The organism is Streptomyces sp. NPDC037083 (assembly GCF_055606485.1).
The window spans coordinates 134,489-155,608 of record NZ_JBVJSQ010000012.1 but is presented as its reverse complement, the minus strand read 5'-3'; the positions used below and the strand labels follow the sequence as shown (position 1 = coordinate 155,608).

At 72.0% G+C, this 21,120-nt stretch carries 17 protein-coding genes and 1 tRNA gene; 8 read left to right on the top strand and 10 right to left on the bottom strand.

The features are described 5' to 3' along the window. Positions 1-72: 72 nt before the first annotated feature. The 4 genes from ACZ7DE_RS29190 to ACZ7DE_RS29175 form a co-directional block, all read right to left on the bottom strand. On the bottom strand, positions 73-1,332 hold the full coding sequence (locus tag ACZ7DE_RS29190; RefSeq protein ID WP_470766300.1) for an MFS transporter: 1,260 nt from the start codon (positions 1,330-1,332) through the stop codon (positions 73-75). 68 nt (positions 1,333-1,400) lie between these two features. Continuing rightward, positions 1,401-2,750, bottom strand: a complete 1,350-nt coding sequence (pdxR, locus tag ACZ7DE_RS29185) for a MocR-like pyridoxine biosynthesis transcription factor PdxR (RefSeq protein WP_470766298.1) — start codon at positions 2,748-2,750, stop codon at positions 1,401-1,403. A gap of 102 nt (positions 2,751-2,852) precedes the next feature. Beyond that, a complete protein-coding gene (locus ACZ7DE_RS29180) occupies positions 2,853-4,340 on the bottom strand; it encodes an aminopeptidase P family protein (protein ID WP_470766296.1) in 1,488 nt (495 codons plus the stop codon). A gap of 111 nt (positions 4,341-4,451) precedes the next feature. After that, positions 4,452-5,987 carry a PP2C family protein-serine/threonine phosphatase gene (locus ACZ7DE_RS29175; RefSeq protein WP_470766562.1) on the bottom strand — a complete coding sequence of 512 codons (1,536 nt, stop codon included), beginning with the start codon at positions 5,985-5,987 and terminating at the stop codon, positions 4,452-4,454. 525 nt (positions 5,988-6,512) lie between these two features. Between ACZ7DE_RS29175 and ACZ7DE_RS29170 the strand changes: the two genes are divergently transcribed. Both ACZ7DE_RS29170 and ACZ7DE_RS29165 read left to right on the top strand, forming a co-directional pair. After that, the gene (locus ACZ7DE_RS29170; RefSeq protein WP_470766295.1) at positions 6,513-7,178 is read left to right on the top strand and encodes a bifunctional DNA primase/polymerase; all 666 of its coding nucleotides are present in this window, start codon (positions 6,513-6,515) and stop codon (positions 7,176-7,178) included. 56 nt (positions 7,179-7,234) lie between these two features. After that, positions 7,235-7,924, top strand: coding sequence for a hypothetical protein (locus ACZ7DE_RS29165; RefSeq protein WP_470766293.1), 690 nt, complete (start codon positions 7,235-7,237; stop codon positions 7,922-7,924). Positions 7,925-8,199: 275 nt separating this feature from the next. Here the strand turns inward: ACZ7DE_RS29165 and ACZ7DE_RS29160 are convergent, their stop codons facing one another. The 3 genes from ACZ7DE_RS29160 to ACZ7DE_RS29150 all read right to left on the bottom strand — a co-directional run bounded on the left by ACZ7DE_RS29160 (position 8,200) and on the right by ACZ7DE_RS29150 (position 11,060). After that, positions 8,200-9,165, bottom strand: a complete 966-nt coding sequence (locus tag ACZ7DE_RS29160; RefSeq protein ID WP_470766291.1) for a DUF5926 family protein — start codon at positions 9,163-9,165, stop codon at positions 8,200-8,202. Between the two features lie 219 nt (positions 9,166-9,384). Next, the gene (locus ACZ7DE_RS29155; RefSeq protein ID WP_470766289.1) at positions 9,385-10,023 is read right to left on the bottom strand and encodes an ATP-binding protein; all 639 of its coding nucleotides are present in this window, start codon (positions 10,021-10,023) and stop codon (positions 9,385-9,387) included. A gap of 200 nt (positions 10,024-10,223) precedes the next feature. Next, positions 10,224-11,060: a glycerophosphodiester phosphodiesterase gene (locus ACZ7DE_RS29150; protein WP_470766287.1), complete on the bottom strand. Its 837-nt coding sequence runs from the start codon at positions 11,058-11,060 to the stop codon at positions 10,224-10,226. Between the two features lie 293 nt (positions 11,061-11,353). Here ACZ7DE_RS29150 and ACZ7DE_RS29145 point away from each other — a divergent pair, with 293 nt between their 5' ends. Then, positions 11,354-13,024, top strand: coding sequence for a S1C family serine protease (locus ACZ7DE_RS29145; RefSeq protein ID WP_470766285.1), 1,671 nt, complete (start codon positions 11,354-11,356; stop codon positions 13,022-13,024). Between the two features lie 177 nt (positions 13,025-13,201). Here the strand turns inward: ACZ7DE_RS29145 and ACZ7DE_RS29140 are convergent, their stop codons facing one another. Next, positions 13,202-13,729 (bottom strand): AAA family ATPase, encoded by a 528-nt coding sequence (locus tag ACZ7DE_RS29140; RefSeq protein ID WP_470766283.1) that lies wholly within the window; start codon positions 13,727-13,729, stop codon positions 13,202-13,204. A 435-nt stretch (positions 13,730-14,164) separates the two neighbouring features. Here ACZ7DE_RS29140 and ACZ7DE_RS29135 point away from each other — a divergent pair, with 435 nt between their 5' ends. Continuing rightward, on the top strand, positions 14,165-14,677 hold the full coding sequence (locus ACZ7DE_RS29135) for a hypothetical protein (RefSeq protein ID WP_470766281.1): 513 nt from the start codon (positions 14,165-14,167) through the stop codon (positions 14,675-14,677). Between the two features lie 68 nt (positions 14,678-14,745). Further along, entirely contained in the window at positions 14,746-15,123 is a 378-nt protein-coding gene (locus ACZ7DE_RS29130) for a VOC family protein (protein ID WP_470766279.1), read from the top strand. A 265-nt stretch (positions 15,124-15,388) separates the two neighbouring features. Here the strand turns inward: ACZ7DE_RS29130 and ACZ7DE_RS29125 are convergent, their stop codons facing one another. Continuing rightward, positions 15,389-16,624, bottom strand: a complete 1,236-nt coding sequence (locus ACZ7DE_RS29125) for a SpoIIE family protein phosphatase (RefSeq protein WP_470766560.1) — start codon at positions 16,622-16,624, stop codon at positions 15,389-15,391. Positions 16,625-16,934: 310 nt separating this feature from the next. Between ACZ7DE_RS29125 and ACZ7DE_RS29120 the strand changes: the two genes are divergently transcribed. The 3 genes from ACZ7DE_RS29120 (at position 16,935) to ACZ7DE_RS29110 (ending at position 19,338) form a co-directional block, all read left to right on the top strand. Continuing rightward, on the top strand, positions 16,935-17,621 hold the full coding sequence (locus ACZ7DE_RS29120) for an HdeD family acid-resistance protein (protein WP_470766277.1): 687 nt from the start codon (positions 16,935-16,937) through the stop codon (positions 17,619-17,621). A 248-nt stretch (positions 17,622-17,869) separates the two neighbouring features. Further along, entirely contained in the window at positions 17,870-18,775 is a 906-nt protein-coding gene (locus ACZ7DE_RS29115; RefSeq protein ID WP_470766275.1) for a diacylglycerol/lipid kinase family protein, read from the top strand. Positions 18,776-19,253: 478 nt separating this feature from the next. Next, positions 19,254-19,338, top strand: a tRNA-Ser gene (locus ACZ7DE_RS29110). A 752-nt stretch (positions 19,339-20,090) separates the two neighbouring features. On the opposite strand, the gene ACZ7DE_RS29105 is transcribed toward ACZ7DE_RS29110, so the two are convergent. Next, complete coding sequence (locus ACZ7DE_RS29105) at positions 20,091-21,050, bottom strand: bifunctional DNA primase/polymerase (RefSeq protein ID WP_470766273.1); 960 nt, start codon at positions 21,048-21,050, stop codon at positions 20,091-20,093. Between the last annotated feature and the right edge of the window lie 70 nt (positions 21,051-21,120).

Here is a 21,120-nt window from a genome sequence, read left to right as displayed (position 1 = left end):
GGGGTGGCCGCCGGGGCGGGCGGGGGCGGGGTCGTCGGGGCGAGTGGGGTCAGGGCGTATGGACGAGCGGGGTCAGGTCGTCGGTACCAGTGCCGGCGGGCTCGTCGGTGTCTTCGGCTTCCGGCCGGCGGCCGCCCGTCGTGCCGCCGGGCCCATCGCGTACGACGCCGCCACCATCGCCGCGCCCAGCAGCAGCCAGCCCGGGGTGCCCCACTCGACCAGCAGCCAGGTCAGGACCAGCGGGCCGAGCGTGCGGGCCACCGTGACACCGGTGCCGAACAGCCCCTGGTACTCGCCGACACGGTCGGCCGGGGCGAGGTCGAAGGAGAGCTGCCAGGAGCCCGCCGACTGCCCCATCTCCGCCGCCGCCTGCAACACCGACCCCAGCACCAGCACGCTCGCCGCCACCCACGGCGAGGCCCCCGCGGACAGGGCGAACACCGCACACGCGGCGCACATCACCCAGCCCGAACGGCGCACCGCGCGCGTGGCGCTCGCCAATCCGGTCACGCCACGCGCCGCCCGCACCTGGAACAGCGTCACCGCGGCCGTGTTGAGCACGAACAGCGCGGACACCAGCCAGGCGGGCGCCCCGGTCCGCTCGATGATCCACAGCGGCAGCACAAGGCTGAGCAGCGGCATCCGCAGCAGCAGCACGGTGTTGAGGAGCGCCACGAGCGTGTACGGCCGGTCCCGCAGCACCCCCAGCCCCCTTCCGCTCGGCCGGACGGCGACGGGAGCGACCAGGGGGAGACCGGCGAGCAGCAGCGCGCACACCGCGAAGCCGACCGCGTCGACCGCGAACACCGCGAGGTAGGCCTGCCTCGTCCCGGCGTGCAGCGCCAGCCCGCCGAGGCCGGCGCCCACCGCCAGACCGGCGTTCAACGTCGCCTGCAGACGCGCCAGCAGCCCCGTCCGCTCCCCGGCCGGGACCAGACCGGCCAGCAGGGCCTGGCGGGCCGCCGCGAGCCCCGACTGGGCGGCCGCGTAGCCGCACGCCACGAGGACGAACGGCACGAACCCGCGCACGAGGGTGAACGACGCCACCGCGAGCCCGGTCGCGAGCGCCAGCAGCACCGCCGTACCGCGCGCCCCGCGACGGTCGGCCAGCCGTCCCAGCGGCACTCCCGCCAGCGAACCCACCGCCCAGCCGACGGTCAGCCCGAGCCCCACGCGCGCGGGCGCGAGACCGATCACCTGGGTGAAGTAGAGGGCCGACGTCGTGTAGTAGGCGCCGTCCCCGACCGAGTTGCTCAACTGGGCGAGAGCGAGCAGCCGCTGCGGGACGGCCCGGCGTGTCGCGGTCCGCCGCAGGGGAGTCTTCGTCGTCATGGCTTCGACGGTAGAGATCCGGTGGGCCGGTCGGCAGCACCAATCCGACGCCGTCCCAGTGGTCCAATTCAGCTTCCGTCGAGCACCTTCGCCAGCACCGCCAGCGCCTCGGGATACACCCGCTCCCCGGGCGTTCCGTAGCCGACGACCAACCCTTGCGGCCGTCCCCCACGGTCCTTGCCCGGATCGTGCCAGTGCTCTCCCAGGCCGCCCACCGCGAGCCCCTCCGCCTGCGCCCGCGCGAGGACGTCCGCCTCGTCGTCCACCTCCACCAGCGCGTGCAGTCCGGCCGCGATCCCGCGCACGCCCCGGCGCCCGCCCAGCCGGTCGAGCAGCAGGTCGCGGCGGCGCCGGTAGCGCAGGCGGCACGCGCGCACATGACGGTCGTAGGCGTGGCTGCCGATCAGCTCGGCTAGCGCCAGCTGGCCGATGGACTCGGTGTGGTGGTCGCTGTGCAGCTTGGCGTCGGCCACCGCGTCGACCAGCCGCGGCGGCAGCACCATCCAGCCGAGCCGTAGCGCGGGACCGAGCGTCTTGGAGGCGGTGCCCAGATAGACGACCTGCACCGGTGCCATGCCCTGGAGCGCGCCGACCGGCTGCCGGTCGTAGCGGAACTCCCCGTCGTAGTCGTCCTCGACGACGAGCCCGTCACGCGCGCGTGCCCACTCCGTCAGCGAGCGCCGCCGGTTCGGATGCAGCGTCACACCGGTCGGGTACTGGTGCGCGGGCGTGACGACGACGGCTCGCGCGTCGCCCAGTCCGTCGACGCGCACCCCGCGCTCGTCGACCCGCACCGGGGTCACGGTCCCGCCGTTGCGTCGTACGACCTCGCGGTGGAACGGCAGCCCGGGGTCCTCCATCGCGATCGGGGCGCCGTCCAGCACGCGCGTGAGGAGGGCGAGACCCTGCACGTACCCGGAGGTGATCACGATCCGCTCCGGCGGCGCGACGACGCCCCGCGCCCGTCCCAGATACCCCGACAGCGCGGTGCGTAGCTCGATGCGGCCGCGCGGGTCGCCGTAGTCGTACGCGACCGAGGGCGCCGTCGCGATGGCGCGGCGCAGCGCGCGCAGCCAGGCCGCGGCAGGGAACGCTCCGACGTCCGGGCTGCCGGGCCGCAGGTCGAAACGCGGCGCACGCGCGCGTGCGGCCGCCTCGGGCGGTTCGGCGGCGGCGGAGGGCAGCGGCGCGACCTGGGTGCCGGACCCCTGCCGGGCGGTGAGGTAGCCCTCGGCGACGAGCTGGTCGTAGGCGGCCTTGACCGTGTTCCGTGAGATCCCGAGCTCGTCCGCGAGCCGTCGCGTGGCGGGCAGCCGTGTTCCGGGCGACAGCCGCCCGTCCCGAACGGCGTCGCGCAGGGCACGCTCGAGCCCGGCACGACGCCCCTCGGCGGGGTCGGCTTCCACATGCAGCTCCACAACAACCCCCCAGGGCCGAGGGGACCGCGCGAGCAGGCCCCCGCACCCCGCAGACCGCGACGTGGCCGGGCACCGCTCCGGTGCCCGGCCGTCGATCCGGCGTCAGCCCGTCAGCGAAGCCATCCAGCTCTCGACCTCGTCCGACTGCCGGGGCAGCGCGGCGCTGAGGTTCCGGTTGCCGTCCTGCGTGACGAGGATGTCGTCCTCGATCCGCACGCCGATGCCCCGGTACTCCTCGGGCACCGTCAGGTCGTCGGCCTGGAAGTACAGCCCGGGCTCGACGGTCAGCACCATGCCCGGCTCCAGTGTGCCGTCGACGTACGATTCCACGCGCGCGGCGGCGCAGTCGTGGACGTCCATGCCGAGCATGTGGCCGGTGCCGTGCAGCGTCCAGCGGCGCTGCAGGCCGAGCTCCAGGACCCGCTCGACCGGACCCTCGACGAGGCCCCACTCGACGAGCCGCTCGGTCAGCACGCGCTGCGCGGCGTCGTGGAAGTCGCGGTACTTGGCTCCCGGCCGGACCGCGGCGATGCCGGCCTCCTGGGCGTCGTACACGGCGTCGTAGATCTTCTTCTGGATCCCGGTGAAGCGGCCGTCGACCGGCAGCGTGCGCGTGACGTCGGCGGTGTAGTACGTGTGGGTCTCGACGCCCGCGTCCAGCAGCAGCAGATCGCCGGAGCGCACGGGTCCGTCGTTGCGCACCCAGTGCAGCGTGCAGGCGTGCGGGCCGGCGGCGGCGATGGTGCCGTAGCCGACGTCGTTGCCCTCCACCCGCGCGCGGAGGAAGAACGTGCCTTCGATGTAGCGCTCGCTGGTGGCCTCGGCCCTGTCGAGGACCTTCACGACGTCCTCGAAGCCGCGGACCGTCGAGTCGACGGCCTTCTGCAGCTCGCCGATCTCGAAGTCGTCCTTGACCAGACGGGCCTCGGAGAGGAAGACGCGCAGCTCGGCGTCGCGTTCGGCGGTGACCTTGTCGGTCAGGGCCGCCTCGATGCCCGCATCGTGGCCGCGCACCACCCGCACGGGCCCGGTGGCCTCGCGCAGCGTGCCGGCCAGCTCGCGCACGTCGGAGGCCGGGATGCCGTACAGCTGCTCCGCCTCGGCGAGCGAGTGGCGGCGGCCGACCCACAGCTCGCCCTGGCCGGACAGCCAGAACTCGCCGTTCTCGCGGTCCGAGCGCGGCAGGAGGTAGATCGTGGCCTTGTGGCCGTCGGCGACGGGCTCCAGCACGAGCACGCCGTCCTCGGTCTGGTTTCCGGTCAGGTACGCGTACTCGACGGAGGCGCGGAAGGCGTACTCCGTGTCGTTGGAGCGCGTCTTCAGGTTGCCCGCCGGGATCACCAGGCGCTCGCCCGGGAAGCGCGCGGAGAGCGCGGCGCGGCGGGCGGCGGTCTGTGCGGCCTGGGCGATCGGCTGGAGATCGCGCAGCTCCGTGTCGGCCCAGCCGGACTTCATGTTCTCGGCCAGCTCGTCGGACACGCCCGGGTACAGGCCGTTCTTCCGCTGCTTGATGGGCTCCTCGGACTCGGCTTCCGGGCCCGCTGCGGTGGCAGCGTCATCCGGTACAGCCGGGGTGAGCTCGTCGGCCACGGTCATCCTCCTAGATACGGCACTGGACCCCCTCCATCGTACGGTCGTACGTAAGGGGGCCCAGGGGTGAAGGACCTGTCACCGGAACCGCTACCCGGTGTCACCGCCGGCCTACTCGAAGCGGGCCGCCAGCAGCACGACGTCCTCGTCGCTGTCCTGCTCGGCCAGACCGTCCGGCAGGACCGTGCGCAGCACGTGGTCGGCAATCGCGCCCGGGTCGTGGCGCAGCGGCTTCGGCACCCCGGCGGCGGCCGCGTGCAGCCGGGCGAAGGCACGGTCGGCGGGATCCCCGGTGCGGTGCAGCAGGCCGTCGGTGTAGAGCAGAACCGTCTCGCCGGGCTCGGCCTCCAGCTCCACGCTCGGCGCCTCCCAGCAGGCCAGCATGCCGAGCGGAGCGGAGACGGAGGTCTCCACGAACTCCGTGCGCCGTTCGCCGACCAGCAGCGGCGGGCAGTGCCCGGCGCCGGCCAGGGTGAGCTTGCGCAGGGCGGGCTCGCAGTAGGCGAACAGGGCGGTGGCGGAGCGGGCGGGCTCGGTCAGCCGCAGCAGCAGCTCCAGGTCGGACAGGACGGCGACGGGGTCCTCGCCCTCCATCACCGCGTACGCCCGCAGCGAGGCGCGCAGCCTGCCCATCGCGGCGACGGCGCTCGGCCCGGACCCGGTGACGGATCCCACGGCCAGGCCCAGCGCGGCGTCCGGCAGCGGCAGCGCGTCGTACCAGTCGCCGCCCCCGCGCGGCCCGGTGCGGTGCCGGGCGGCGAGCTGGACGCCGGGCAGCCGCGGCAGCCGGGACGGCAGCAGCTCCTCGGTCATCGTCCGCATGCACGCGCGGGTGCGCTCGATCTCCACGAGCCGGGCCAGGTGCTCGGCCGCGTACCGGACGTACAGGCCGACCAGGTGGCGCTGGCGTTCGCCCGGCTCGGCGGGCTCGTCGTAGAGCCACACGGCCGCGCCCAGGCGGCCGGGCGCGCCGTCCGCCTTCAGCGGCAGGGCGTAGCTGGCGGCGTAGCCGAGGCGGGCGGCCACCTCGCGTTGGCGGGGGTCCAGGCCGTCCCCGGCGAGCAGGTCGGGCTCGGCGATCTCCCCCTCGCCGCCGGGCAGCCCGTCGAGGATCCGGCCGTAGGACAGGGCGCTGCGCGGCACCGTCTCGATGTGACCGAGGTCGGCGCGGCCGAGCCCCAGGCCGATCGTGGTGTCGGGGCCGAGCCGGTCGGAGGGTTCGAGGACGACGAGGCCGCGCCGTGCGCCCACGAGGGCGGCTCCGGCGTGCAGCAGCTCCGTCAGGGCGGTCGGCAACGTGTCCGTGCGGGCCAGGCGTTCGGTGAGTTCGTGGAGGGTGGTGAGGTCCGAGACCCAGCCGGCGAGCCGGTCGGTGAGAACGGCTCCCGGCCCGGCGGGGACCGGGGGGCCGGCGGGGGCCGCGGAGACCGTCGGGGAGCCCGGGGTGGCAGGCGCGGGCGGGACAGTGTGTGCGGGCGAGGGAACCGTTGAATCGATTCCAGCCACTTTCGGAGGGTGAGGGGCGTTCATGGCGTCCGGCTCTCGGACCGGAGCGTATTGCTCAAAAGCATCGCAAACCCCCATGTCATTCTGCGCCGCTAGCGGTGTCTCCACATGTACACGCACTCGTGAGGGGATGTCCAGCATTGTCCTGCTGGGATTGCTGGTGTCCGTGGGGTCTTTGGGAGAATCGCGCACGGTTCTTCCGGCTCCCTTGCAAAATTGCAAAATTGGCTTAAAACTGCCTCGGGTAACGGGTGATTGCGGTCGACTGGGTTTGCTCCACGGAGCGTCACAGCGGTCGTGATGGGTACGTACTCGGTAAGGGCCAGGGGTCGTTGGGAGCTCGTAGGGGGCATCCCGGAACCTGGTGACCGGACCGGGCGTCATAGTCATCGACGACCGTGCCCCATCCTCCCGTGGCGGAGGCGGAGAGAAATACGCGCGACGCTAAACGCCAGACTTCGCCACCCCACGCCACGCCCAGGCATTAGATGGACGCAAGTCGGACGGAGTGGCCGCGGAAGCAGCCACCACCTCGACCCTGAGGGGTCCCCCTTGTCCAGGACAGGGGTGTGATGCGCCAAAAGGTACGCACAGTGAAGTGATCGACACATGGTGTGATGTGACCCACGGTGTTGCCAGCGGTGCAACGGAAAGGAACGAGCGCTCATGCGCGAGATCCTCGGAAAGCGACGCAGGCTCCTGTCCCAGCGCAGCGACGGCGGGCCCGAGTTGATCGACTCGGCCCTCACCTTCGCGACGGAATGGCAGTGGCCCGTCCTCCCGGGGGCGACGGCGGACCAGCGGAGCACGTCCCGCTGCAGCTGCCCCGACCCGGAGTGCACGGTCCCCGGCGCTCACCCCTTCGACCCCGGCCTCCTCGCGGCCACGACCGACGCGCGCATGGTGCGCTGGTGGTGGGGCAACCGGCCGGCCGCCCCGATCATCCTGGCCACCGGGGGCGCCGCCCCCTGCGCGGTCAGCCTCCCCGCCCTCGCGGCCTCGCGCGCGCTCGTGGCGCTCGACCGGCAGGGCATGCGCCTCGGTCCGGTCGCCGCCTCGCCCACCCGCTGGTTCGTCCTGGTGCGGCCGTACTCGATGGAGCAGCTGGGTGAGCTGCTCTACGCCAAGGACTTCGTCCCCGGCTCCCTGCGTTTCCACGGCGAGGGCGGCTACATCCCGCTGCCCCCGTCCGAGACCGGCCGCGGCGACATCCGGTGGGAGCGCGCGCCGCTCCCCGGCTCGGCCTCACCCTGGGTGCCCGACGTCGAGGCCGTGGTGGACGCCGTCGTCGACGCCCTCACTCGTACGGGTGTGAGCGCCCCCGAGTTGTAGGGGTGTCGGGCGCGCGCCGGGCGGGCCGCCGGTGTTCGCCCTCTATCTTCCGCTACATGAACCTTCGTCTCCTCGCCCTCGTGGGCGCCGTGGCAGGCGCGATCGCACTGCCTCTGGCCATGGCGTCCGCGGGGCCGGTCGGTGACGAAGGGCGCGCGGTCGGCGGGACCGACACCCGCGCGCTCGACACGGGCGACCCGCGCACGGCCGGGACGAACGGCCGCGGCGCCGCCGGGACCGGTGGCCCGCGCACCACCGGGGCGACCGGCCGCGGCGCCGCCGACGCGGCCGATCCGCGTTCCGCACGGAGTCCGGGTCCGCGCGCGGCGGACGGCACGGACCCCAAGGCGCCCCCGGTCGCGGCGTCCGGATCCCCGCTGCTGCTCGGCCTGGGCCTGGCCACCGCCGCCCGCTGCGGTCCCGAGCTCACCTCTCCCGACGGCGTGGAGGCGCAGACCTGTGTGCTGTCCCAGGGCGAGGACACCTGGGCGCGCACCTACTACCGCAACGCCACCGGACGCGCCCTGGACGCCTTCCTGAGCCTCATGGGGCCCGCGGGGCGCACGGTGCAGACGAACTGCGCGCTGGGCGCCGAGGACGAACCGCAGTCGTGCGAGACGCCCCATGAGCGGGCCCGGGGGCAGCTGGCGGCCTACACGGCGATCGCGGAGTTCGCCGCGGCGGGTGGCGACGGACCGCTGCTACTGCGCTCCGGAAGCAACTCCCAGGAGAACACGGGCAGTTGAGGAGCGCCGCCGCGGTGTGAACGGAGTCGCGCACGGAAAAACCCGGTTGCTGGCGACGGGGGATGCACCAGCAACCGGGCTACTCGAACGGTAACAAGAGATCGGCCTCAAGCAAATTCGATCTCTTGTCTTCATCGGCTTTCCGGACACGAGCGAGTCCGCTCTCCTCGCGTCGACTCGCCTTGTTCGGGCGGCAGTTGTGAGCGGGCTCACGCAGACCGCCCGTACCGGGCTACTGACCGACCGGTCAGCAGCGCCGGGCGCGGCCCTGCGTGTCAGCTGAGCGTCACCTGTCGGTTGGTCAGGCCGCCACGGGCGCGACGCTCGTCCGCCGTGAGCGGTGCGTCCGAGGCCAGGGCGGCGGCGAGCCGCTCGGCGAACTCGGCGGCCGGCTTCTCCACGTCGTCGGCGGTGACCGCGCTCGGCAAGTCCCACACCGGCACCGTCAGGCCGTGCGCACGGAAGGAGCCCACCAGACGCGTGCCCTCCCCGAGGCCGGAACGGCCCGCGGCGTGCAGCCGCGCGAGAGCGTCCAGAAGCTGCTCCTCCGGGTGGGGCATGACCCAGCGCAGATGGTTCTTGTCCGGCGTCTCGCACCAGTACGCGGCGTCCACACCGCTCAGCTTCACGGTCGGGATGGCCGCTGCGTTGGCCCGCTCCAGGGAGGCGGCCACCTCCGGCGCGGCGTTCTCCGGGTCCGGCACCCAGAACTCGAAGCCGCTGTGCACAACTGGCTCGAAGGCGCCTTCGGGGTCGAGCAGATCCTGCATCCGCGGACCGCCGGCGGGGGCCCGGCGGGCCTGCACCGGGGTGCCCGGGTCCGCCTCCAGGGCGCGCTGCAGGGTGTCGGCCAGGTCGCGGCTGATGTCGCCGGACGGCGTGTCGTTCTGCAGACCGAGCAGCACGGAGCCGTCGTCGCGGCGCAGGGCGGGCCAGGCCATCGGCAGCACCGTGGCGAGGGTGACCGACGGGACGCCCTCGGGCAGCCCGTCCTTCAGCGTCAGTTCCACCGTGGCGGCCGGCACCAGCTCGCGCAGCGCCACCCAGTCGCCCTCGCCCGGCAGTCCCTCGAAGGGACGGTGCACCAGCTCGGTCACGGCATGCGCGGCGGCCCGGCCGTGACAGGCCTTGTAACGGCGGCCGCTGCCGCACGGGCAGGGCTCCCGCGCGCCGACGACCGGGATGTCCGCGTCGGTGAGCTGCGGCCGCTTGGCCTTCGTCTGGGGTCGCTTCTTGGCCACTGGGTGTCTCCCGGGTACGGCTCGTCTGGTACGGCGGGAGCCTAGCCGTTCGTACGCTCCGTCACGGGAACCTGTGGACAACGCACGGCTTGTCGACGACGCGGGGCCCCGTGGGCGGCGCAGCGCTCGCGGCCGACGCCGTCGACCGGTATACGTCGCCCGACCCGTGGACGACGCAGGGTTCGCGGCCGGACGGCCGCCCCCGCGTCGTCCGCAGGTCTAGTCCAGGTCGTCGAACGCGTCGGCGAAGTCCAGGCCGGGCATGGACGCGACCGTGGGGGCCGCGACCCGGGACGCGAAGTCGTCGCGCCGGCAGCCCGCGTCGGGGTCGTACACGTCGGTGTGGACGACGACCCACACCGTGACCTCGCCGCGGGCGTCGTCCCGGACGCCCCAGTCGTCGGCCAGCGCCGTGATGATGTTGAGCCCACGGCCGCCGTGCGCGGTGACGGAGGGGGTCGCCGGGGCCGGGCGGGTCGGGCCCCCGCCGTCGGTCACCTCGACCACCAGCCGGCCGCCCGGATCGACGCGCCAGGCCGCCCGGACGTCGCCGTCCCCGGCCAGGGCGTCGCCCAGGGGTCTGCCGTGCTTGCAGGCGTTGCTCAAAAGTTCGGAAAGGATCAGTACGGCGTCGTCGATGACCGATTCCGACACCCCGCCCCTGCGCAGTTGATCGCGCATGCGGTGTCTCGCGTTCCCCACGCCCGCAGGGCCATGGGGTACGGCCATGCTCGACGACGCGGGCACCTCCTGTGCCACCACCAACGCCACCCCCGAGACCTCCTTCGCCCCACGCCACGGTGTGGATGCCCCATTGGCCTGTACCGGAAACCGGCCAATGCAGGTCCGGCGACGCATTCGGAACGACCGAACACGGACCGAACGCGCCGGAGCACTCCCTGTGAGGGCCTGGTCAGCGAGTGGCTGGATTTGAACGGTATGGCTGAGAACGGAGGATGCTGCAGGTGGTGCCGCGGGTCAAGAGTTATGGAGGGGGCTTCTGTGACTTCTGTGACTCCCGCGCGAGGGGCCCCGGCCGACTTGGGTCGGTTCGGGGCTCAGCGGCCCAGGCGTTGGAGCGTCGCACGCGGGCGGTTGGTGATGATGGCGTCGACGCCCAGCTCGACGCAGAGGTCGACGTCCTTCGGCTCGTTCACGGTCCAGACGTGCACCCGGTGGCCGGCCCGCTTCAGGCGCTCGATGTACGTCGGGTGGTTGCGCACGATCCGGATCGAGGGGCCCGCGATGCCGACCCCCGCGGGCAGCCGCCCGTCGCGCAGCCGGGGCGAGACGAACTGCATCAGGTAGACCGCCGGGACCGTGGGCGCGGCGGCACGCACGCGGTGCAGCGAGCGGGCGGAGAAGCTCATGATCCGCACCGGGGACTCGTCCGCCGAGGCGGGCGCGTCCAGGCCGAACCGCTTGAGCAGGACCAGCAGCCGCTCCTCCACCTGGCCGGCCCAGCGGGTCGGATGCTTGGTCTCGATGGCCAGTTCCACCCGCCGTCCCGCGTCGGACACGAGCTCCAGCAGCCGCTCCAGGGTGAGGACCGAGGTCTCCTCGCGGTCCTCGGGCCGGACCTCCCAGTCCGGGTCCTCCTCGCGCGCGTGCCAGGCCTCGCGTGCCTCCCGCGTCTTCCAGGAGCCGAAGTCCAGCGCCGCCAGGTCGGCGAGCTCCAGGGCGGAGACGGCGCCGCGCCCGTTGGACGTACGGTTGACACGGCGGTCGTGCACGCAGACGAGATGGCCGTCCGCGGTCAGCCGTACATCGCACTCGAGGGCGTCCGCACCGTCCTCGATCGCTTTTCTGTACGCGGCCAGAGTGTGCTCGGGGGCATCCTCGGAGGCGCCTCGATGAGCGACGACTTGAATGTGGTGCTGCCGTGCTTGGGTCACCGCGTCATCGTGCCACCGGTGCCCCGTCGTCTGAGAACCCTCTGAGATGTTTCGAAGATGCGCGCTTATTGTGCGTATTGACCCATATAAAGAATGACCGTGGACCCACAGGCACCGCTTATGGTGCTCTGACGGCCCGTGGGAAAAGCTGAGACGTACAAAAGCACATGCACAGCTTCAGCGCGCCGGGTCGACGACGAAGCGTGCGACGGAGCACGCCGAGCGCCGCCGAGCGTGACCCAGTGCGACCCAGTGCGACCGACGAAAACAGCCGTGGATCGAGGAGAAGAGCTGTGAGCACCGAGAACGAGGGCAAGAGCGAGGGCACTCAGGTACCCCCGGCCCCGTCCGCACCCCCCGTGCCGGTGGAGTCTCCCTCGGCCGCCTCGCAGGCGCCCGCGCCGGACCCCGGCGCGCCCACGACCCCGCTCCCGGCGGCGCCCCCGCAGGCGCCGGAGGCCGCTCCGGCCACCCCGGCCGGCGCACCCGAGGGCGGCTGGCCGCCGCCCACCGCGCAGGGGGCGCCCGCCCCGGTCAGCGCCGACTGGCCGCCGCCGACCGCCCCCCAGGCTTCCTCGGCACCGGAGACCTCGGCGCCCCACGGCTCCCCGGGCCCCGGGGCGGACTGGCACACCCAGTCCCCGGCCACCCCTGTGTACGCCGACGCGGCCGCGGGCACGCACGCGTACGGCGACGGAGGCACGGCCACGCACGCGTACGGCGACGGAGGGACGGCCACGCACGCGTACAGCGATGCGGGACCCGGAGCCTCCGAGGCCGGCGGGGCCGGAGGGGGCAGCGGTACCGTCTGGGGGGCCTCCTACCAGCAGCCCGCGCCCAAGTCCGGCCGTGGCCGAGGCGGACTCGTCGCGGCGGTCCTGGTCGCCGCGCTGGTCGCGGGCGGCCTGGGCGGCGGCCTCGGCTACACCCTCGCCAAGAACGACGACGACACCGGCTCCACCACCGTCTCCGCCTCCACCAACGGCGGCGACGTCAAGCGCGACCCCGGCACGGTCGCCGGCGTGGCCGCCAGGGCACTGCCCAGTACGGTCACCATCGAGGCCGAGTCCAGCAGCGGCGAGGGCGGTACCGGCACCGGCTTCGTCTTCGACACGCAGGGCCACATCGTCACCAACAACCACGTGGTCGCGGAGGCGGTCGACGGCGGCAAGGTGACGGCCACCTTCCCGGACGGCAAGAAGTACAACGCCGAGGTCGTCGGACACGCCCAGGGCTACGACGTCGCCGTCATCAAGCTCAAGAACGCCCCGTCCGACCTGAAGCCGCTCGCCCTGGGCGACTCCGACAAGGTGGCGGTGGGCGACTCGACGATCGCGATCGGCGCCCCCTTCGGCCTGTCCAACACGGTCACCACGGGCATCATCAGCGCGAAGAACCGCCCGGTGGCCTCCAGCGACGGCTCCGGCAGCTCCTCCTCCTACATGAGCGCCCTGCAGACGGACGCCTCGATCAACCCGGGCAACTCCGGCGGCCCGCTGCTGGACGCCTCGGGCAATGTCATCGGCATCAACTCCGCGATCCAGTCCACCGGTGGCGGCGGCCTGGGCGGCACCACCCAGTCCGGCTCGATCGGTCTCGGTTTCGCCATCCCGATCAACCAGGCCAAGTACGTCGCGCAGCAGCTGATCAAGACCGGTGAGCCCGTCTACGCCAAGATCGGCGCTTCCGTCTCCCTGCAGGAGTCCACGGGCGGCGCGAAGATCACCGACACGGCCGAGGGCGGCTCGTCCGCGGTCGAGTCCGGCGGCCCGGCGGACCAGGCCGGCCTCAAGCCCGGCGACGTCATCACCAAGCTCGACGACATGGTGATCGACAGCGGCCCGACCCTGATCGGCGAGATCTGGACCCACCAGCCCGGCGACAAGGTGACGATCACCTACGAGCGCGGCGGCAAGTCCCACACCGTCGAACTCACCCTCGGCTCCCGCAAGGGCGACAACTGACGCACGTTCGCCCCCGCGCGCGTGCGCACCCGTAGCCCCTGTCCCCGCGCCGCCGGTCACGGACGGCGCGGGGCGGGCTGCCCGGCCGACGCGCACTGCTCGCATGGAGCGGGCTGCCCGACCCATGCGCACCGCTCGCATCGCGGGTGGACCGGACCTGGCCGAGACCCGTGGACTTCAGCCCCTGACGGCCTCCGCGATCCGCAGGGCGGCCTGGGCCGGCGTGAGGTGCGTGGTGTCGACGACCTCGGCCTCCCGGTGCAGCCATGTGCGGGCCGCCTCGGCGTAGGGCTCGAGGTAGGCGAGGCGGAACGAGGAGGGGCCGAGGACCGTGTCCCCCTCGATGCGTCCGCGCAGGGTGTCCTGGTCTGCGTGGAGGACGAAGTGCCGCACCGGGACGCCATGTTGGGCGAGACCCGCGCTGATCTCACGCCAGTACTGCTCGACCAGGACGGTCATCGGCATCACCAAGGTGCCGCCGGCGTAAGCGAGTACGTGGCGGGCGGTTTCGACGACGAGCGGCCGCCAGGGCGGCCAGTGCTGGAAGTTCTCGGCCCCGGGCCCGGGCAGCCCGGGCGTGATGTCCATGAGCGTCTCGCCGACCTTCTCGGCGTCGAACACCCGTGAGTCCGGGATCAGTTGTTGCACCAGCGCACTGGTCGTCGTCTTGCCTGCACCGTGGGTCCCGTTGATCCATACGATCATGGGCCCTGACGCTAGCGCGGTGTCGCGCTCCGTCCCAGGAGGGCCGGGGCGCAGGGATGTCACACCTTGATCCGGCTCCCATGCGACATGTGGCCGGCCTGCCCAGGGTCGGTGTGTCTCGCAGCCCCCGGCGATTTCGGATTCGGAGACACGATGCGCCACCAAGCGGACACCGGCCACGGCCCCGGCACGCGGCCTGATCCGGATGCCCACGACAGCGGAGCACGCAAGCACCGGGTCCGGCTTCTGGCGATCGGGGTCGTGGCCGGGGCTGCTCTGGCTGTCGGAGGCGTCCTCGCCGTAACGTCGATCACCGGCGGGAACGGGCATGCCCGGACGGGCCCGAACGCGTCCCCCCGCCCGGGGGGCGGCCAAGGCTCTCAGCCCGCTGCCCAGGACCGGGAGTTCACGCCGGCCGACGCCGCCCCGATTCCCGTGCTCGATCCGCGGTCGAACGCCGACGGCATCGGGACCGGCTTCGAGCACTCGTCGCTCGGCGCGGTCTCCGCCGCCGTCTCCTACTGGCAGGACTTCGACCTGCGGGACGAGGCGGTCGCCCGCGGACAGTGGACGGCGGTCACTTCCGAGGACTCCCCCGAAACCGTCGACAGAGGGGTCGGCGGAACGGTCGGAGCGCCGCTTCTGACACCAACGCCGAAGGACGGGAGGACAGTCGTGAAGGCGGCTCTCGCCCGCAGCCTTGACGACAGCGGCGACGTCGTCGTCGTTTGGATGTTCTACGACCGACTCGTCGCCGACGGCGAAGAGAGCGCCGACAACAAGTCGCTGAAGGACGAGACCACCTACCTGATCGTCAAGTGGGAGGACGACGACTGGAAGGTGACCGAGGAACCGCAGTACAAGGACAAGGTGCGCGGGCCGCGCGCGTACGCCCCGGACAGCACGTACGCCTTTGCGGCCGGATGGCGGCAGGTCTCCCACCGCTAGCCGTCCACTTGGAGTCCGTGATCAGGATCGCGAGAGACGGCGTACGGCGCTGCTCTACGCTGCCTCTCGTGATCGCGAAGCTGCAGTGTGTGGTGTTGGACTGTGCCGACGTCGTCGAACTCTCCCGGTTCTACCGGTCGCTCCTCGGCGGCGTGGTGAACCAGCCCGATCCGCGGTGGTCGCTCGGCGACGGCTGGGCGACGCTCCACACCGACAGCGGGTTCGTGCTGGCCTTCCAGCGGGTTGAGGATCACCGGCCGGCGCGGTGGCCGGACCCCGCTCGGCCCCAGCAATTCCACCTGGACCTGGGGGTCGAGGACCTGGACCAGGCCCAGGCAGAGGTCCTCGAACAGGGCGCCACACTGCTCGACGGGGGTGACGGAAAGCGGAGCTGGCGCATCTTCGCGGACCCCGCAGGCCACCCCTTCTGCCTCGTCCGGGACTGACAGGAGACGAGGGGCGCCCCTTCTGCATGGGGCTGTCTCACCTTGATCCAGCACTGTCGCGGTGTGGATCAGGCCGTGTGGACCAGGCGTGGACCACGGGCCAGCGGGAATCAGCCGGGCCTGCTCGACGGTCAAGCGGTCGTCCCGCGGATCCTACGAATGACCAGCTCACGTCCCCGCTGGGAAGGCAGGACAAGCTGAGTCTGAGCGTCCGTTCCTGAACGCGGCCGGAGTGCCGCCGGGAACTGTCCAGAAGGCGCACAGGTCAAAGGCGGACGATGACAAAGGCGATGTCGTCGGGGGCGCCACCAGCGACGTCGAGGCGGTCCAGGAGCGCGTCGGCCAGGAGGTCGGGGGAGAGGGTCGGGTCTTGGGCCAGGGCTGTGGTCAGGCGTTGCAGGCCGGTGTCGATGTCCTCGTCGCGGCGTTCGATGAGGCCGTCGGTGTACATCACGAGGGTGTCTCCCGGGGTGTAGGCGAGGCCGGCCTGCGGACGGGGAACGTGGTGCTCGCGTGCGCCCAGTGGCGGATCCGTGGCCTTGTCCAGCAGTTCGCATGCCCCGTCGGTGTGGACCAGGATCGGCGGGGGGTGCCCGGCGTTGCTGTAGATGATCAGCTTGCTTCGCGTGTCGATGAGGACTTTGACCGCGGTTGCGGCCATCGCGCCGTCCACGGAGCGGGCATACAGGCCGAGGATCTCCAGGGCCTGGGCGGGGCTGGGGATGGCGCGGATGACGGCGCTCAGGGCGCTGCGGAGCATGCCCATGACGGCCGCGGCGGGCAGACCGTGGCCGACGACGTCTCCGACCGCCACGGCGTAGCGGTCGGGTGGCAGGTCGACGACGTCGTACCAGTCGCCGCACACATTCAGTGACGCGGTCGCCGGCAGGTAGCGCACGGTGATGTTGCCGTGCCGGTCCAGGTCGGGGACGGAGAGCATGGCTTCCTGCAGGGTGACGGCGACCTGTCGTTCGCGGGCATGGGCCTGACGCAATTCCAGGTTCAGCCGGTCCAGCTCGCGGGTCCGCGCGTATAGCCCGGCTGCCATGTCCTTCGACCGGTCGGTCAACTCCTCGCTGAGCTGACGTCCCTGGGGTGAGTGGACGAAGGCCGTGACGTCCTCTACCTGCTGGATGATCCACTTCACTTTGCCGTCCGGTCCGGAGAGCGGGGTGTGGACCACGGACCACCATCGCTGTTCGAACCCGCCCGGCTGGTCGCGGCGGGGAATGTCGTACCGCTGCAGCACCACGGTTTCTGGCTTCCCGGTGTCCAGAAGCCGGTGCAGGGACGCTTTCAGGTTCCGTTCTGCGTCGTGGCGGATGCCGGGATTTTCCGGCAGGACGTCGAAGAAGTATTTCCCGATCAACTCGTCCTTGGTCCGGCCGGCGGTCCTCAGACATGCAGGGTTGACGTAGCGGATCACCAGGTCCGCGTCCAGCACCAGGTGCGGGCTTGGTGTCGCGTCGAGGAACGCCGTGAAGTCGATATCCGCTGTCATCACGCGCTCTCCCTTGCTTGCGAGCGCGACTGCCTGCCCTGTCAATCTACGAGTGATCCGGTGTCCGTGCTCGCCCGCTTTCATTCGTCAGCACCGTGCACCTGACCGAGACCCGAAGGCGCTGCCGAAGCTGTGCGAGCGCACTGCGAGCAACGCACGGTGATCGCGCGACGCGGCATCTCGGGCGACGGCACCCGCACACCGGATCTCACTTGGGCATCTCCGTCTTCGCCAGGCGACAGGGGGCCGGGCGGGGTGACGATGGAGGGGAACCGATCCGTCCCCTGTGTTCTCGGAAGGGTGAGCTGGTATGACACCTCCCTCCGATTCCCCATCAGGCACCGGCACCGCACCCCAGCACGGCACCGGGCCATCAGACGCCTCCCCCGGCGGAAGCCTGGCGGCCTTGGCGAACATGGGCTGGCAGATCCTTCTCACCACGGGCCTGGCTGCCATCGCCCTCGGCGTCGTTGTCCTTGCCTGGCCGGAGGAGACGCTGCGGGTCGTCGGTGTGCTCTTCGGCATCTATCTGCTGGTCATCGGTGTCTTCCAGCTGGCCGCCGCCTTTGGCACGCATATTCCCGGGCATCTTCGGGCGCTGCATTTCCTCACGGGCGCGCTATCCGTCCTGCTCGGGCTGATCTGCTTCCGCGGCACCCTGCAGTCGATCCTGCTGCTCGCCTTGTGGATCGGCTTCAGCTGGCTGCTGCGCGGGACCACGGTCACGGCCACGGCCGCCTCCGCCCCGGACACGCCGGCGCGCGGCTGGATGCTCTTCACCGGGATCATCGGCATGCTGGCGGGCATCGTGCTGATCGTCTCGCCCTTCACCTCGATCGGCGCGCTCACCCTGGCGGCGGGCATCATGGCCATCGTCCTCGGCGTGATCGAGGTGTTCCACGCCATCAGGATGCGCATCGAAGTCGGCCGTCTCGCTCCCGGGAGGACTGCCAAGCGGCGGCCTGCGTTCCGCTCCCAACCGCACCCTCAGCACTGAGCGCGGCACAGACTTCGGCCGCCCCGCTGCTGCAGCGCCCGCCCTACCGGGCGTCTGCGGCAGACAGCATCTGCCCAGCTGCCCGCAGCGCAGGGACGCGCCGCCAACCGGCGCTGCTCAGTACCGCCGCCATGTCGTCAGGAGGCAGCGATGTCCTACGTCAACCAGTGGGCCGCCGCAGGCTGGCCCGAAGGGCCAGAGTGGGTGCGGTGATGGCCGGCGCTCGGACGCGTGCCCAGGTGGTGATCGTGACGAACCCACGCTCGGGCGGCGGCAAGACTGCTCGTTACGGCCTGGTGCAGCGGGCCGAGGACATGGGAGCCCAGGTCTGGATGACCAGCGCGGAACGGGACGCGGCGTCGCTCGCCCGGAACGCCGTCGAGGAGGGGGCGCAGGTGTTGGGGGTGGCGGGCGGTGACGGCACCGTATCGGCCGTCGCCGCAGTGGCCGCCGACGAGGGCCTCCCGCTGGTCGTCGTCCCGGCGGGCACTCGGAACCACTTCGCCCGGGACCTCGGCCTCGACCTCCGCGATCCGGGGCTGGCCCTGGACGCCCTGGTCGACGGTGAGCCCGCACATGTGGACTTGGGGGTGCTCGGCTCGCGTGTCTTCGTCAACAACGTCTCGTTCGGCATGTACGCGGACGCTCTGCTGGAGCCCGGGTACCGGGAGGACAAGCCGCGCGCGTTCGCCACGGTGGCCCCCGACTATCTCAGGGGCAAGCAGTGGGTCGAGGCCCGCGTGGACACCCCCTGGGGGACCGTCGAGTCCCCGCAGGTGGTGCTGATCTCCAACAATCCCTACCACTTCGCCACACCGCGCTGGCTGGGGCGTCGCTTCTCCCTCACCACGGGACAGCTGGGTGCCGTTGTCCTCAAGCGCCCGGTGCAGGCGCCTCCGGATCTCCTGCGACATCTGCGCGGCGAACTGCGACAGCACAAGCGCGGTGCCGGCCCGCCGGGGGAAGGAGCTGTCGTCTGGTCGACTCCCGGCATCACGCTGCACGGTGACGTGCGGCACCTGGACGCGGGGGTCGACGGCGAAGCGGTGCGGCTTCCTCTCCCCGTCGTGTGCGGAATCCGGCCGGGCGCCCTGCGTGTGTTGCTGCCGAAGGACCGGCCGGGGATCCCGCCGGAGCACCCAGTGCGCCATTGAACGCGAAGTCCCAATTACGGCCACGCTCCAACCTGTCCGCGCTCTCAGCCGGGCTGGGCCTGGAGTCAGCCGACGCTGGAGGCCGGCGCCAGCCGGTGCTCTTCCCCGTCAACAACCGACAGCAACGACGGCAACCGACAGCAACGACGGCAACCGACAGCAACGACGGCAACCGACAGCAGCGACGGCACACAGAGGTCTTGATCACGACCGCCAAGCATGAGCCGATAAGAAGGCGGAGCCCCGCCCAACGGCCTGCCCAATCCTACGGATCAGGAACTCGTGTTCGAGGGGGGAGGAACGTGGGTGCCCCAGCGACTGGCTGCTTGCCGGCGCAGTACCAAAGTGGGGTACTGCTCATGCTTGTGGAGGGGCGGCACCCGAGACGAGAGCCTGGACCCCGTGTGGACCACGCCCCCCGCGCAGTGCCCGCGCCCGGTAGTCTGTACCCGCTCCACCCCAGGTGGGCCGGGGCGCAGGTGGGTTGCCCGAGCGGCCTAAGGGAACGGTCTTGAAAACCGTCGTGGCGCGAGTCACCGTGGGTTCAAATCCCACACCCACCGCAGGTGAACGGCCCCTGACCAGGTATATCGGTCGGGGGCCGTCGTCATGGGCATTGCCTGTCGGACACTGCTGTTCCCTCGTGGGTTCCCCGCCTGTCGGGCACGTCAGGGGGCACGGCCTTTCCTGTTCGCCGCCCCCGGCCGGTAGCCGGCTATGGCTTCGACAAGTCCGGGGCACCTGTACGCCGGATCATCTCCACAACCTGCCCCGCCTGCTGCGCGCGAGCCCACAGCCGTACCGGCCCTCGAGACGATTCACACTCGATCACCAGCGCGCCCGGCGGGATCCACCACGTTTCGCCGGACGTCGCATGACGTGCGCGGACAAAGCGCAGATCTGTCGGGAGTTCGCGCAGCCGCGTCCACGACCAGCGAGGCTCCCATCGGAACTCGCTTCCGGCTCGCACCCGGCCAACGCTGTATCGGCGTCCCTCGTCCGGCACGTTGGCCCCGACCGGGAAGAAGACTGCTTCCCCTGCCGCAGCCCGAGCAGCAGTGCGCCGGGCTCGCCGTGCCACGAGCATCGTCCCGATCGCCATGCCAATGAAGACATAGATCGTGGGCATCATGCGCAAAAGTAAAACAGGCGGCCCTACCCCAAGACGCTAGGACCCGGACCGGGGTGTGGACAGCCGTGCGCCGATGGTTGCAGGCGTCGCCGGCGCACCGGGTGTGGTGGGTGGGGCCATCGTCCTCGCGCTGCGTCGCCGGGCGGTACGGCGCTCGTACTGACGGTGGCCGCGACCCGCCGGTCACGGGTCGGGGCGGGGTGCGGTCATGCGTGCTGCCGACGCGATCGTCCCCCGTGCCTCCCGTGCCGTCAGGCCGGTGCGTACGGCGGCGTCGACGAGATCCTCGGTCAGTTCAGGTCCGATGCCGTCCTCGTAGGCGCGGCAAGCCGCCCAGAACAGCCGCGTGTTGCGCTGCCCCTCGTGGGCGGCCAGGACGAACTGGACCAGGCCCCGGCCGTGTGCGCCGCCCGCCGACGAACCGAGATCGCCATAGCTGCGGGAGCTGCCTGAGCTGCCGGGGGCGCCCCGGCCGCCGGAGCCTCCGGAGCCGCTGGGGCGGGGTAAGCGCGGCGGTGGCAGCAGCAGGCGCAGCAGCGACCGTGGGCAGGGGGCGGGTGCGAGGTGCGCGCTGCCGGGGGCCGTGGTGTAGACGCCGTGGGCGGTGCGGGAGCCCGGGCCGACCAGGTATCCGCCGGCGCCCCGGATGTCGATGCCGGGGGCGAGGCGGCCCGCGGAGTTGGGGACCACGACGTCCGGCGGGCCGGTGAGCCACAGGTGCCGGCCGCCGGACGGGGTGAGGACGACGATCGTGGGCGGGATGGTGAAGAGGTGGCGCAGGGCCAGTTCGCGCAGCGCTGCCGCGGAGTCCGTGTCCGACTTGGTGTCCAGGTCGACGCCGATGAGGTGGTGCGGGGGCAGGCCGCAGGCGATGCCGTAGCCGGTGGCCCAGGGCGCGGCGGCGAACAGCTCGCGAATGCGGGCCGGGTCGGTCGAGGCGTCGTACACGCCGTGGCCGAAGCGGCCGCACTCGCCGTGGCAGGGCGGTCCGGTGGGCTCGGGGGCGTCCCGGTGGGGGGAGCGCAGGGCCGGGAGTTTCGTCCGGGACAGGGGGATGACGGCCAGGCCGCGCTCGGCGGCCGACAGAGCGTGGGCGAGGGCCAGCGTGGCGGCCTGCCGGGGGTACCGGTCGGTGGTGGCCATGAAAGTAGTGTCGTACGTGTGTTCGATAAAGGGAAGGGGGTGACGGCGGGCGCGGTGGCGGTGGCGGGCC